The sequence below is a fragment of the Desulfofundulus salinus genome, from assembly GCF_003627965.1.
Taxonomy (GTDB): Bacteria; Bacillota; Desulfotomaculia; order Desulfotomaculales; family Desulfovirgulaceae; genus Desulfofundulus; species Desulfofundulus salinus.
Genome location: NZ_RBWE01000001.1, coordinates 507140 through 522021, shown reverse-complemented (window position 1 = coordinate 522021; position 14882 = coordinate 507140). Strand labels below are relative to the sequence as shown.

The window sequence follows — 14882 nt, the reverse complement described above, 5'->3', positions numbered from 1 at the left end:
GCCTCCTTCCTAATTACAGGTGGCTTTTAACCGGCCACTTCAGCCATCACTTCTTCCAGAATGGAGAATCCCAGATCCAGCTGCTCGTCCGTAATGGTCAGGGGCATGAGCATACGCACCACATTGCTGAATATACCCGCCGAGATAATGATCAGGCCGCGCTTGTAACACTCCTGAATAATGCGGGCAGTCTCGTCTTTAGCCGGTTCCTTGGTTTTTCTGTCCTTGACCAGCTCCATGGCCACCATGGCCCCAAGACCGCGCACATCGCCAATGAGGGGGTATTTCTCCTGCATGGCCCGCAACCGCCCCAGGGCCATTTCCCCGATTCTGGCGGCCCGGTCCGCCAGCTTCTGCTCCTGCATGTAGTCAATGGTGGCCAGGGCCGCGGCACAGGAAATGGGGTTGCCGCCGTAGGTGCCGCCGATGTGACCCGGATCGGGCGCGTCCATGACCTCCGCCCGGCCGACCACTCCACTCAGGGGCAGCCCGGAAGCAATGGACTTGGCCACGGTCATCAGGTCGGGCTGTACGCCCCAGTGTTCCACGGCGAACATCTTTCCGGTCCGGGCAAAACCGGTCTGCACTTCATCCACAATAAAGACGATGCCATGCTTTTCGCAGAGCTTCTGCAGGCCCGGCAGGAACTCCGGCGGGGGTACAATGAACCCACCCTCACCCTGCACGGGCTCGATAATCATGGCGGCGATATTTTCGGGCGGCACTTCAGCGGCAAAGAAACGGGTGAAATTCTCCAGGCAGTGCAGGCCGCACTCCGGGTAAGTAGAATTGTAGTAACAGCGGTAGCAGTAGGCGGAAGGAACCTTGTACACTTCCGGGGCAAAGGGCCCGAAGCCGAACTTGTAGGGTTTCACCTTGCTGGTTAAACTCATGGCCATCAGAGTCCGGCCGTGAAAGGCGCACTCGAAGGCAATAATGCCCGGCTTTTTGGAGTAAAAACGGGCTATCTTGACGGCGTTTTCCACCGCCTCCGCCCCACTGTTGGCAAACATAACCTTTTTGCTCTCGCCTTTAACGGGGCACAGACCGGCCAGCTTTTCGGCCAGGTCCACATAGTTCTCGTACATGGTCACCATAAAGCAAGTGTGCAGGAGCTTGTCGGCCTGGCTTTTAATGGCTTTTACCACCGGCTCGGGACAGTGGCCGGCGTTTAAGGTGCCGATGCCGCCGTAAAAGTCAATAAATTCGTTCCCGTCCACATCCTTGATCAGGGCTCCTTTTGCTTCTGCTACAAAAACGGGAGTGGCATTGGAAATACCCCTGGCGACGTATCTGTTCTTCTTTTCCAGCAGGTTATTTGACCTGGGACCGGGTATGGCAGTAACTTTCTGAAGCATCACACGCAAAACCTCCTGCTAATTTTTTCTCCCGGCCCGGGGGGAACCAAAAACTCATATACCTCCGTCCGGGAGTTTTTCAGGCGATTTTATTAACGCGAAGGAACCCTGGTGTTCCAACCAGGGCCCTCGCAAGGGCATGCTACTTTTCAGCCTGCAACAATTCCCGCATGATGGCTGTGGTTTGCGCGTGGGAAGACCGCGCCCAAAAGTAGAAAACCACACCCAACGCGCACCAACCCAGGAAGATCAGCCACTCATAGGGCCACACCAGGGCAGCGGGACTGCCGGGCAGGTATAAGAGTATCAGGGCCAGGCTAAAAATTACGGCCAAAAACCCCACCGGCTTGCCGTAGCTAACTCTGAAGGGGCGCTCCATCTCCGGTTCACGGTACCGCAGGATCAAAAATGATATTGCCACCATGGTCCAGGCCACGATGGTAGCCAGGCTGCCTGCATCCACCAGCCAGACCAGCATTTTGCGGCCCAGGAGGGGGGCCAGGGTGGATAACACACCCACAAGCAAAATGGCGTTAGCCGGTGTTTTGTACCGGGGGTGCAGCTGGCCCAGAAAATCGGGGAGCAGCTTGGCCCTGGCCATGGCAAAGATCACCCGGCTGGCACCCACGAAAAAGCTGTTCCAGCTGGTAATGATGCCGCCAATGCCGCCCAGGATCAGCAATTTGGCGGCCCAACCGCCTTTAAAAAGGGCTGCCATGGCATCGGCGGTGGGCAGCTTGGAAGCGTGCATTTGTTGCTCGGTTAGCGCCACGGAAACGCTAAAAATGACCATGATGTACCATAAAGCCGCCAGGAAAATGGACAGGAGGAGTATTTTCCCGATTGACTTAAACGGAATATTCATTTCTTCCGCTGCCTGGGGAATAACGTCAAACCCTACAAACATGAAGGGAGTCATGATTAAAACGGCAAAAACTCCTTTCATGCCGCCTACGAACAGGGGCTCCAAATAGCCGGTATTTCCGTTAAACAGGGCACCGGTCATGAGCATAATGCCTACAACGGCAATTAACAATGTAAGCACTCCCTGCAAAAATGCTGCCGGCTTAATGCCCACATAATTAATTATGGTAAGGATGATGGAACCAATGATACCTACTAGCGCCCAAGAAGCATATACATCCCATCCGGCCACCGTCCAGAGGTAACCGTGCTTGTAATCCGGTATGAGATACTCCACCACGGTAGGCAGGGCCACAGCCTCGAAGGCCACCACCGAAGTGTAACCCAGGGCCAGGATCCAGCCGCATATAAAGGAAGGGGTAACGCCCATGGCGCGGAAACTGAACACAAATTCACCGCCCGCCTTGGGCATGGCCGGTGTCAATTCAGCATAAGTTAACCCCACAAAAATAACCACAATGCTGCCAATGAGAAAGGCCAGCATTGCCCCTATGGAACCGGCTGATTCAACCCATGTACCCGCCAGGACTACCCAGCCCCAGCCAATCATGGCTCCAAAGGCCAGAGCCAGCACGTCTTTGCGGGTTAAAACCCGCGCAAAGCTTTCTTTCTGAGCCATTATTAAAAACCTCCTGCATGCTCTAATTTTTCAGATATTTCGTTCAGTGCCTGAATGTACAAATTTTCCGGGATTTCACCACCTTTCACCGACAAGCAGAAGCACAAAACAGGTCTTGCAAACCCTATTCCCGGTTCAAAATAGCGAAATTGGGCAAATTATTGTCTTTTTGTGATTTTACAAAAACATTAGAAATGCGCATCCGCATTAAGGATTAAAAGAACGGTTCGTTTTTTCTCCCGAAACCGCACCAGCCTGGCTAATGCATATTGGCATTGATTATTGCCATAGCGCATTAGTTTTAACTAAAAAACCCGAGCTAACAAACAGACTCGGGTTTTCAAGATTCTTACGCCAGAACAGCTTCCCTCTGATCACTATATTCGGCACCCTTGCCCAGCCATCCCCGCAGCCACATGGCCTCGCTCAGGCGCTGCACGGCCACCAGGTACGCACAATCCCTCATATTCAGATCCTTATGGGCCCTGTACATTTGATAAACTTCTTTAAAGGCGGCCACCATTTTTTCCTCCAGGCGGCGGTTCACTTCTTCTTCAGACCAGTAGTAACCGGTATTATTCTGTGCCCACTCGAAGTAGGAAACGGTTACGCCGCCGGCATTGGCCAGAATATCGGGAATTACAAAAATCTTTTTCTCATTCAAGATCCGGTCTGCGCCGGGAGTGGTAGGGCCGTTGGCCCCCTCGCCGATAATCCGGGCTTTAATATTGCGGGCGTTTTGCTCGGTAATCTGGTTTTCCAGGGCCGCCGGGATGAGAATGTCACAGCTTAAGGCCAGCAACTCCTCGTTGCTGATGGGACGGCTGCCCGGATACCCCTTCACGGTTCCCGTATTCTTCTTGAATTGAAGCACCGCCACCGGGTCGAGCCCCCTGGGGTTGTAAATGCCGCCGGAAGAGTCGGATACGGCAATAATGCGGCAGCCCATTTCGTGCAACAGCCTGGCGGCAATGCTCCCTACGTTGCCAAAACCCTGCACGGCAACGGCAGCGCCGTTTAAGCTGATCCCCAGCGCCGCGGCCGCTTCCCGCACGGCAATGACACAACCCCTGGCCGTGGCCTCTTCCCGCCCGAGGGATCCGCCTACCACCGGCGGCTTGCCGGTAATAACCCCAAACTCGTTATACCCTTTGATCTCCGAAAACTCATCCATCATCCAGGTCATCACCCGGGCGTTGGTGTAAACGTCCGGGGCAGGAATGTCCTTTTCCCGGCCCAGCAACGGGTACATGGCCTTGATGTAACCCCGGCTCAGCCTTTCCAGTTCATCGAGGGACATTTCCCTGGGGTCACAGGTCACTCCACCCTTGGCGCCGCCGTAGGGCAGCCCCAGTACGGCGCACTTCATGGTCATCCACAGGGCGAGGGCTTTCACCTCGCCCATATCCACATCCGGGTGAAATCTTATTCCCCCCTTAAAAGGACCCAGTACACTGCAGTGCTGCACCCGGTAGCCGGTAAAAACCTTGATGCTGCCGTCATCCATTTTCACCGGTATGGCCGCCGTCAGTACCCGCTCCGGGTTGCGCAGAATTTCGTAAACCGCCGGGTTGAGGTTGAGCCTTTTCACCGCCGACAGGACGTGGTTACATGCCAGTTCAAAACTGTTCAACCGCTTGCTCATCAAATCACTCCCCTTAAGGGTTTGCCCCGGAAGCTTTCCCTCCGGAGGCTTTACCCTTTAAGGGCGCAAGAAGCATGCCAGGCTTAATAATCTTAATTGGCGCAACATTTTTAAGACTTCTGTAATTTTTACTATAAATGAATGGATGCAAATATGCATTTTCCCAAATTAACACAAAACCGGGATACCGGGCACTTCTCTGCACTCTGTCCCTTTTTGATAATGCAACACAGGATTATATATGATGCGCAATTGCATTATTTTGTGTTTTTCATGAGCTTCTTTTGTTTGCTCCCCGTGGGGTACACGCGGTACTTCTGGATCTTCCTGACAATGGTTGACTGGTTGACCTGCAGGGCGCTGGCCATTTCGTAGGTGGTTTTGCAACGCTGTGACGCCAGCATAATTAACTGCCTTTCCACCTCGTCGACGGCCTGTTTCAAGGGGCATATCCCCAGCACATATACCCTGCCGGGAAGCTCGCCGCTGGAGTTGATAATATAATCGGGAATATGCACCGTCTCAATAAGGTTGCTGTCGGTGGTAACCATCAACCGCTCCACCAGGTTTTCCACTTCCCTTATATTACCGGGCCAGTGGTATTTCACCAGTACGTCCAGGACTTCCGGTGAAAAATGTTTATTCATGTCATATTTCAGATTAAACTTATTGACGAAATGCTCAATCAAGGGCACAATATCTTCTTTGCGATACCGCAGGGGAGGAATGGTGACCGGGACTACATTCAACCGGTAGTAAAGATCCTCCCGGAACAATCCTTCCCTGACCATCTTCTGAATATCGCGGTTGGTGGCGGCGATAAATCTCACATTCACCGCGATTTGCTGGCTTCCCCCGACACGCATTAACTTTTTTTCCTGGATTACCTGCAACAGCTTGACCTGCAGGTTCAAAGGCAGATCCGCCACCTCATCCAGAAAAACGGTTCCCCCGTCACCCATTTCAATTAGGCCCCTTTTCCCCTCACGCCTGGCCCCGGTGAAGGCCCCGGGCTCATAGCCGAACAGCTCCGATTCCAGCAGGTTCTCGGGTATGGCTCCACAGTTGATGGTGATAAAGGGACCTTTATGCCGCCTGCTCAACTTGTGAATGCGGGAAGCAATAACGCCCTTGCCCACACCGGATTCGCCGGTAATCAGGATGGTGGAATCCACCTGGGCCACCCGGTCCACCAGGTCCAGGACCTGTTTCATTTGAGGGCTGGCCGCAATAATTTCTGTGTTTTCCAGCTTTTCCTGCCGCAGGTACATCACCAGCCGGCGGTAGTTGTCCACCAGCTGTTCGGTGTCTTCCAGGCGCTGCTTTAAATTGATCAGCTCGGAAACATCCCGGGAGTTGACCACTATACGGGTGATCCTGCCCGAATCGTCAAAGACCGGATTTCCTGTAACGATGAGAGTCTTGCCCGTCTTCGTATGCTGGACCATGGTCACCCGCCGTCTTTCCTCAAAAACCCGGCGCGAAACGGATGGGTTGAAATAACCCTCCTCCTCCATTTCGCTGTAATGTTTGCCTATTATCTTTTCCACTTCCACCCCGTAGTAGCTTTCTCCAATTTTGTTGACCCTGCGGGTGTAGCCCTCGCCGTCGACAACGTAAATTTCGTCGTAAGAAGAGTTAAAGATGGCTTCCAGCTCTTCCTTGGCTTCCCTCAAGGATTCGCACAGGGAAATGTCCTGTAAAACCAGCATCGTCCCGCCGGCGCCCTCTTCCCCCACCAGCGGGTTGACCTGCACGGCCACCTTCCGGCCGTTTATTTCCACCTTCCTGCCTAAAGGCGAACCGTCCTGCGGCCATAACTGCTCCACCAGGACGGCAGGTAATACGTCGCCAAGTTGCCTCCCCGCAGCCGCACTTCTTTCTACACCCAGGAGGTCTTCGGCGACCCGGTTCAAAAACTCCACCCTTCCCCCGGCATCAACCAGCAACAACCCCACGGGTACGGGATCAAGTAATGCAAATACCTCCCTCAGATGAATCCCTCCCCTGGACGAACTAAGCGGTGCGCCGGCCGTAAGCCAGTGACTTGTGACCGGCGCACCTTTTTACAAGTCCGTGATAAACAGGACCCAGCCCTGGTGAAAGCTGGGTCCCCTATTTAAATGCTCTCAGGCGATCTTCTCCACCCGCACGGCGCAGACTTTTAACTCCGGTATTCTGGCCACCGGGTCCCGGGCCGTGTTGGTCAGCTTGTTGATGGCCACCTCCGGGAAGTGGAAGGAGGTAAAGACCACCCCGGGCGGCACGGTATCCACAACCCGGGCGGTTACTTCCACCTGTCCCCGGCGGGAGATAACCCGCACCCGGTCGCCGTCGGCAATGCCCAGGGTCCGGGCGTCGGCGGGATTGATCTCCAGGTGCTCCCGGCCGTAGTACTCCTCCAGGGCCCCGGTACGCAGGGTCATGGTCCCGGTATGGTAGTGGAAGTGCCGCCGCCCCGTATTCAGGATGAGCGGATATTCTTCGTCCGGCAGCTCGGCCGGGGGAACGTATTCTACCGGGTGGAACTTGCCCAACCCCCGGGCAAACTTGCCCGCGTGCAGGATGGGCGTTCCCGGGTGATCGGGGGCGGGACAGGGCCAGACCAGGCTGCCGCTCTCCAGGCGCTGGTAGGAAATGCCGCCGTAGGAGGGGGTGAGGCGGGCAATCTCCTCCATGATTTCCGCCGGCGAACCGTACTGCATGGGATAACCCATGGCCGTAGCCACCAGGCAGATGATCTGCCAGTCGGGTTTGGCTTCCCCTACGGGCTCAATGGCCTTGCGCACCCGCTGCACCCGCCGCTCGGTGTTGGTAAAGGTGCCGTCCTTCTCCGCAAAACTGGCTGCGGGCAAAACCACATCGGCCAGGCGGGCAGTCTCGGTAAGGAAGATGTCCTGCACCACCAAAAAGTCCAGCTTTTCTAAAGCGTGAACTACGTGGTCCGCATCGGGGTCGGAGAGCACGGGGTTCTCGCCCATGATGTACATCCCCTTGATTTCTCCCCGGGCGGCGGCTTCGATCATTTCGCCCACGGTAAGCCCGGGCGTGGCCGGCAGCTCGTCTACCCCCCAGGCCGCGGCAAACCTGGCCCGCACTTCCTCCAGGGTAACGCTCTGGTAACCTGTGAGGACGTTGGGCAGGGCGCCTATGTCGCAGGCTCCCTGGACGTTGTTCTGCCCCCGCAGGGGATTCACGCCGCTGTGGGGCTTGCCGATGTGCCCGCAGAGCATGGCCAGGTTGGCCACGGCAAGGACGTTGTCGGTGCCGCAGATGTGCTGGGTGAGGCCCATGGTATAAAGAATGGTGGCGTTTCTGGCCGTGGCGTAACCCCGGGCCACTTCCCGGATCACATCGGGGCTGATACCGGTAATTTCCGCCACATATTCGGGGGTGTATTTGGCCACCGCCTCTTTCAGGGCTTCAAACCCCTCGGTACGGGTGTCCACAAATTCCTTGTTTACCAGGCCCTCGGAAATAATCACATTGGCCAGGGCGTTTAAAAGGGCGATGTCCGTGCCCGACTTCAACTGCAGGTGATGGTGGGCCAGACCGGCCACCTCTGTCCTGCGGGGGTCCACCACCACCAGGGTGGCGCCGTTGCGCACGGCCTTTTTCACCTGAAGGCCGATAATTGGGTGCGACTCGGTGGTGTTGGTCCCTATGGCCAGGATAAAGTCGGCTCCCCCAATATCATCGATGGGGTTGGTCATGGCACCACTGCCAAAGGCTGCCGCCAGACCGGCGACAGTAGGCGCGTGTCAGAGACGGGCACAGTGGTCGATGTTGTTGGTCCCCAGTACGGCCCTGGTGAACTTGCTCATCAAGTAGTTTTCTTCGTTGGTGCACCGGGCCGAGCTCAGGACTCCCAGTGCGCCGGAACCGTATTCTTTTTTAATTGCCCCCAGCCTTTCGGCCACCAAATTGATGGCTTCTTCCCAGGTGGCCTCCTCAAAAACGCCGTTTCTCTTGATGAGGGGCCTGGTGAGGCGGTCGGGGTGGTGAATAAAGCCGTAACCAAAACGGCCTTTCACGCACAGGGCCCGCCCGTTGACTTCACCGTCACAGGATGTTACCCCCACCACCCGGCCGTCCTTTACATTGAGATCAAAGGTGCAACCGGTGCCGCAGTAGGGGCAGGTGGTCCGCACCTTCTTGACTTCCCAGGTGCGGGCTGCCGCACGCAGGCCCTTTTCCTGCAGGGCCCCCACCGGGCAGACGGCCACACAGTTGCCGCAAAAAACGCAGTCGGAACCGGCCAGGGTACTGTCCATGGCCGGGGTAACCCTGGTGTTGAAACCCCGGTAGGCAAAATCCACTACGTTTTTGCCCTGGATTTCGGCGCAGGCCCGCACGCACTTGCCGCACAAGATACATTTATTCAAGTCCCGCACTATGAAGGGGTTATCATCTTCAATGGGGTAACTGTGGCGCTCCCCAACAAAACCGGCCTCCCGGACGCCGTACATGTAGGCGTAATCCTGCAGGCGGCAGTCGCCGTTTCGCCCGCAGGTCAGGCAGTCCATGGGGTGGTTGGCCAAAAGCAACTCAATGATGGTTTTCCGGGCTTCCACTACCGCCTGCGAGGCGGTATGCACCACCATGCCGCTGGTGACAGTGGTGACGCAGGAAGCCGGCAGGTTGCGCATGCCTTCTATTTCCACCACGCACAGGCGGCAGCCGCCCCACGGGGTGAGTTCCGGATCGTGGCACAGGGTGGGAATGAAAATTCCCGCGGACCGGGCCGCATCCAGCACGGTGGTGCCGGCCGGTACGGTCACCTGCTTCCCGTCTATGGTTAAGGTGACTTCCGCCAATTTAGGTACCCCCTTTCGGCATGATTTCTTATCACTGTTATCATCCTCACTCAGAACAGCGCCGTACCTCTGTGGTGGCGCCGAAAGCGCCATGGGTGTCTACTTACCTTCCACTTCCTTCATCCTGGCCACGACGCCCTCCAATCCCAGGGCTTCAGCCCAGGAAACAGGGACAAACCGGCCGTCCTTTTTCAGCATGGGGGTCATTGGTTCTTCCACGTAGAGCAGCTCCAGGCCCAGGCGGCCTTTGAGGCACAGGGGCCGGCCGGGGCCAGGTTCTTTTGCTGTAATGCCGATCACTTTCCCGTCTTTGATGTTCAGCTCAAAGGTACAGCCGCTTTCACAAAAAGTGCAGGTGACGGGTTCCTTTTGCATTTCCCAGGTGCGCCCTTTCCCGGCCATGGGCTTGTAGGTCAACGCCCCTACCGGGCAGACGGCCACGCAGCGGGCGCAATAAACACAATCCGACTCGCCCAGGGGTACGTCCATGGCCGTAACCACCCTGGTGTTAAAGCCCCGGTAGCCGAAGTCAATCACGCTGCGCCCGGGCACGGCCTGGCAGGTGCGCACGCACTTGCCGCACAGGATGCACTTATTTTGATCCCTGATGATGTAGGGGTTGGAATCATCCAGGGGGTAATTTTTCCTCTCGCCGTGAAAGCTGGTCTGTCGAACCCCGTACATGAAAGCATAATCCTGCAAACGGCAGTCGCCGTTTTTTTCGCAGGTCAGGCAGTCCTGGGGGTGGTTGGCCAGCAGCAAATCGATAATGGTACGCCGCGCCTCAATTACCGCTTCCGAGGCGGTGTGGACCACCATCCCCTCGGCCACGGTAGTCACGCAGGAGGCCGGCAGGTTGCGCATACCCGGTATTTCCACCACGCACAGCCGGCAGGCTCCCCAACCAGGAAGAAGTGGGTCGTGGCACAGGGTGGGGATGAAAATTCCCGCCGACCGGGCCGCATCCAGCACGGTGGTGCCGGCCGGTACGGTCACCTTTTTCCCGTCTATGGTTAAAGTGACATTGGCCACTGAAAACTTTCCCCCCTTTAACCGTTCCCTTATGGTATCACCCCAACGGCCAGCGCTTGCTTACGCCTTTTCCACAGCGCCGAACTTGCACTTCTGCATGCAGTTGCCGCACTTGATGCACCGGGAAATATCGATGACGTGGGGCTGTTTCTTTTCGCCGCTGATGGCTCCGGCCGGACAGGCGCGGGCACAGCTGCCGCAGCCGGTGCACTTTTCGGCATTAATGGTGTACACCAAAAGCGCCTGGCAGACGCGAGCCGGGCAGCGTTTACCCCTGATATGGGCTTCGTATTCGTCCCGGAAGTAGCGCAATGTGGACAGGATCGGGTTGGGGCAGGTCTGTCCCAGGCCGCACAGGGCCGTGTTTTTAACCACCCGGGCCAGCCGCTCCAGGGTCTCGATGTCCTCCTCCTTACCCTGGCCTTCGCAGATGCGGGTGAGGATTTCCAGCATGCGCTTGGTGCCTTCCCGGCAGGGGGTGCATTTGCCGCAGGATTCGGCCTGGGTGAAGTTTAAGAAGAACCGGGCCACATCCACCATGCAGGTGGTTTCATCCATGACCACCAGGCCGCCGGAACCCATGATGGCCCCTGCAGAGGTGAGGGATTCATAGTCGATGGGCAGGTCCAGCTGTTCCTCGGGCAGGCAGCCGCCGGAGGGTCCGCCGATCTGCACGGCCTTGAACTTCTTGCCGTCCCGGATGCCGCCGCCCACGCCAAAGATGATCTCCCGCATGGTAATGCCCATGGGCACTTCCACCAGGCCGGTGTTATTCACCTTGCCGGTCAGGGCGAAAATCTTGGTGCCCTTGCTCTTTTCCGTGCCCATGGCGGCATACCAGGCGCCGCCGTTGCGGATGATCAGGGGCACGTTGGCAAAGGTTTCTACGTTGTTGATATTGGTGGGCTTGCCCCATAAACCTTTTTGCGCCGGGAAAGGCGGTCTCGGCCGCGGCATGCCCCGGTTGCCTTCAATGGAAGTCAAAAGGGCGGTCTCTTCGCCGCAAACAAAGGCCCCTGCCCCGGCCTTGATCTTGATGCGGAAGTTGAACCCGGAATTGAGGATGTTGTCCCCTAAAAGGCCGCATTCCTCGGCCTGGGCAATGGCTATCTTGAGCCGGTGAATGGCCAGGGGATATTCGGCCCGCACGTAAATGTAGCCTTCATCGGCGCCAACGGCATAGCCGCAGATCAGCATCCCTTCCAGCACCGCGTGGGGGTCGCCCTCCAGGACGCTGCGGTCCATAAAGGCTCCCGGGTCCCCTTCGTCGGCGTTGCAGACTACATACTTCTTGTCCCCTTCCGCGGCACGGACAAAGCTCCACTTCATCCCGGTGGGAAAACCGGCGCCGCCCCTGCCCCGCAGGCCGGAGATCTTGACTTCTTCAATTACCTGCTCGGGGGTCATTTCAAACAGTGCCCTGGTCAGGGCCAGATAACCGTCATTGGCCACATAGTCGGCAATTTCTTCGGGATTGATGTGCCCGCAGTTGGCAAGCACCAGACGCTTTTGCTTGGCGTAGAAGGGAACGGTCTCGTAGGTGAGGGATTTTTCACCGGTAGCGGGATCTACGTAGAGCAGGCGGTCAACCACCTGGCCTCCCACCAGATGGCTGGCCACAATCTCATGAATATCCTCTACCTGCACCCGGGTGTAGAAAACCTTCTGGGGTTCCACGATCATTAAGGGACCCTGTTCGCAAAAACCGTGGCAGCCGGTGATCTTGACCGATACTTTATCCCGCAAACCCTGCTTTTGCAGCTCTTCCACCAGGGCATCCACCAGTTTGCGGGAACCGGAGGAGGTGCAGCCGGTACCGGCGCAAATGAGAATCTGCCGCCTGGGGCTGTCTTCAGGCAGGTGGATATCCTCCAGAAATGCCCTGTATTTGGCCCGGCAGCTTTCATCCTCGTGGCACAGGGGCCCCTGCCGGCGGCATTTGATATAGTCTTTGCAGGGGCTGGCCGGGGAATGGAAACACTTTTCACAGCATTTATCCATTAATGACTTCATTTCTTTCGCCGCCCCCTTTCTATTCGTACTGCTCGAGAACTTCAGCCGCCCGCTCCGGGGTCAGACGGCCGTGGGTATCGTCGTTAACCATCATCACCGGCGCCAGGCCGCAGGCACCCAGGCAGGCCACCGTCTCCAGGGTGTAGCGCAGGTCGGCGGTGGTCTCGTTTCTGCCCACGCCAAGCTTCTCCGATACCGATTCAAATACCCGGGCCGCACCCCGCACGTGGCAGGCCGTACCCTGGCAGATTCTGATAATATTCCGCCCCCGGGGTTTTAAGTGAAACTGGGCGTAAAAGGTGGCCACCCCGAAGACCTTGCTGAAGGGAACTTTCAGCTCGGCGGCTATCCTTTGCATCACTTCCCCGGGCAGGTACCCGTAAATCTCCTGAGCTTCCTGCAACAGCGGGATGAGCGCCCCTTTAGTGCCCCGGTACTGCTCAAAAACCTTCTCCAGGGCTTCTCTTTTGGCCGCTTCATCCTGACATCCACATTGACAGCTCACCAGAATTTCCCTCCTCCCATTGCTCTCCCTTGCAGGTGTAAATAAACCCGCTTACTAATACAGCCAACAGCCTGCGCATTACGGGTGCACAGGCTTTACCAGCGGGTGTAAACAACCCGCTCCTCGGTAACCAGAATGTGCACCGGGCAATCGTGGGGGCCGGCATAAACCTGCGGGCGGATCTGCAACTCAAAGGCCAGGGCCAGCCAAACAGTATCCGGCCTGGTGCGGGGCAGGAAGCGGTCATAAAAGCCGCCGCCGTAACCCAGCCGGTTGCCCTTGAGATCAAAGGCCACCCCCGGCACCACCACCAGATCCAGTTCCTCCGGCTCAAGGGGGCGCAGGCGTTCAGGACGGGGTTCCAGGATGCCCCAGGTTCCCGGCGCCAGATCCCCCGGGTATTCCAGCAACAAGGAGGGGGTGAGCCGCCTGCCGGCCACGTCGGTCACCGGCACGGCCACCCTTTTGCCCCGGGCCATGGATTCCATGATCAGGGCGCCGGTCTGCACCTCGTTGCGGAAGTCAACATAGGCCATGAGAGTCCGGGCCCTTTGAAACTCCTCCAGGGACAGCACGCGGCGCAAAATCCGCCCGCTTTTTTCGGCTATTTCTTCCGGAGAAAGACTGCCCCGTGCTTTTAAGACATCTTTTCTTAATTCGCCCTTGCCCACCAGAAATCCTCCAGCTGTCAGATTTCAATAAAAATTTTTAATTAGTTCATGAAAAAACAATTCGCCGGCACGACCAAAGTTCCTGTCCGTATCGACATTCCTTTTCATTAAAAAAATGTTTGCCGTCGACTCTCAAACGCAAGCTATATTTGAAATTAAAGAAAGAAGGACATTTATCTTTTTACAGTGTTATCGTTGACTCTGAGGGAAATGCGACTTTTAAGAACCGTCCAGGAAAGGTTGCCATAACAAAAAGCGTAAATCACCCCCACAAAAAGCCCGCCGCCCACGATATTGCCAAGGGTAACGGGCAACTGATTGTTGATCCAGAACTGGATCCAGGTTACTGGTGCGCCGACCCAGATCCCGGCAGGGATGAAAAACATGTTGGCAATGTTGTGTTCGAACCCCATGGTGACAAAAGCCATGATGGGCACCCAGATACCCAAAACTTTCCCAGCCGCATGATCCGAAGCCATGGCCAGCCAACAGGCCATGCAAACCAGCCAGTTGCAGCCAACACCACGCCAGAAAGCCTGTTCAAAAGTAAGAGAGGTTTTCGTTACGGCAATTTTCTGGATCCAGCCAAGCCAGGGCTCGGCGGAGAGAAACCCGGAAGACATGGCCAGGTAAACCACAAATATCGCCCCCAGGAAGTTCCCTGCATAAGCAAAAAACCAGTTTCTGAAAAGTTCACCGGCGCCCATTTTCCCCTGGAACAGACCAACGGTATTGTACATCACATCCCCGGTAAAAAGGTCCGCACCACCAAGTATAACCATAATCAAACCGATGGGAAAGAGCGCACCGCCAATGAACTTTGTTAGGGTGCCAAAACTTTCCTGGGGGAGGCCCGCCACCACGGTTACCATTAACAAAGCGCCAAAAGCGATGTATGCCCCGGCCAGAAAAGCAAGCATTAAAGTCTTCGGAATCCCCGTCCTGGCTCGCATGGCTCCCATATTGCCGCAGGATTCCAAAATTTCCGCCGGTTTTAGAACAGCCATTGGCTTAATACCTCCTTAATGCAAAGTACCGGGAGTATCTGGTTGGGCGGCCATAAACCCCTTGTCATCGCTTGCCTGCTTCCATTTCCACACCACCCTTCCCTTCAACAATTTTTTGAATTCAGTCAATAGGTATTATATTAAGGCCTTTAAACCCGGGGCAATTTTTGTTAAAAATGTTTAATTTAAAATCAGAACCTGTGAACAAAAACTTAAAAATATTAGATAAAAGATAAATAAAAAATAAAATAAATAAAAAATAATAAACGCATAAACGCACAAAAATCCGCC

The 14882-nt window shown here is 56.1% G+C and carries 10 protein-coding genes; all 10 read right to left on the bottom strand.

The features are described 5' to 3' along the window. Positions 1-26: 26 nt before the first annotated feature. Positions 27-1358, bottom strand: coding sequence for a 4-aminobutyrate--2-oxoglutarate transaminase (gene gabT, locus D7024_RS02700; RefSeq protein ID WP_121452429.1), 1332 nt, complete (start codon positions 1356-1358; stop codon positions 27-29). Positions 1359-1500: 142 nt separating this feature from the next. Further along, positions 1501-2901: an APC family permease gene (locus D7024_RS02695; RefSeq protein ID WP_121450416.1), complete on the bottom strand. Its 1401-nt coding sequence runs from the start codon at positions 2899-2901 to the stop codon at positions 1501-1503. Between the two features lie 349 nt (positions 2902-3250). Further along, positions 3251-4546, bottom strand: coding sequence for a Glu/Leu/Phe/Val family dehydrogenase (locus D7024_RS02690; protein ID WP_121450415.1), 1296 nt, complete (start codon positions 4544-4546; stop codon positions 3251-3253). Between the two features lie 257 nt (positions 4547-4803). Beyond that, complete coding sequence (locus tag D7024_RS02685; protein WP_121450414.1) at positions 4804-6540, bottom strand: sigma 54-interacting transcriptional regulator; 1737 nt, start codon at positions 6538-6540, stop codon at positions 4804-4806. Between the two features lie 135 nt (positions 6541-6675). Then, the gene (gene fdhF, locus D7024_RS02680; RefSeq protein WP_207666881.1) at positions 6676-9363 is read right to left on the bottom strand and encodes a formate dehydrogenase subunit alpha; all 2688 of its coding nucleotides are present in this window, start codon (positions 9361-9363) and stop codon (positions 6676-6678) included. 99 nt (positions 9364-9462) lie between these two features. Then, on the bottom strand, positions 9463-10395 hold the full coding sequence (locus D7024_RS02675) for an NADH-quinone oxidoreductase subunit G (RefSeq protein WP_121450412.1): 933 nt from the start codon (positions 10393-10395) through the stop codon (positions 9463-9465). A 60-nt stretch (positions 10396-10455) separates the two neighbouring features. Then, positions 10456-12408 (bottom strand): NADH-quinone oxidoreductase subunit NuoF, encoded by a 1953-nt coding sequence (gene nuoF / locus D7024_RS02670; protein WP_121450411.1) that lies wholly within the window; start codon positions 12406-12408, stop codon positions 10456-10458. A gap of 19 nt (positions 12409-12427) precedes the next feature. Next, entirely contained in the window at positions 12428-12913 is a 486-nt protein-coding gene (gene nuoE / locus D7024_RS02665; protein ID WP_121450410.1) for an NADH-quinone oxidoreductase subunit NuoE, read from the bottom strand. 95 nt (positions 12914-13008) lie between these two features. Next, positions 13009-13584 carry a 5-formyltetrahydrofolate cyclo-ligase gene (locus tag D7024_RS02660; RefSeq protein WP_121450409.1) on the bottom strand — a complete coding sequence of 192 codons (576 nt, stop codon included), beginning with the start codon at positions 13582-13584 and terminating at the stop codon, positions 13009-13011. Between the two features lie 173 nt (positions 13585-13757). Further along, positions 13758-14591: a formate/nitrite transporter family protein gene (locus tag D7024_RS02655; protein WP_121450408.1), complete on the bottom strand. Its 834-nt coding sequence runs from the start codon at positions 14589-14591 to the stop codon at positions 13758-13760. Positions 14592-14882: the final 291 nt, after the last annotated feature.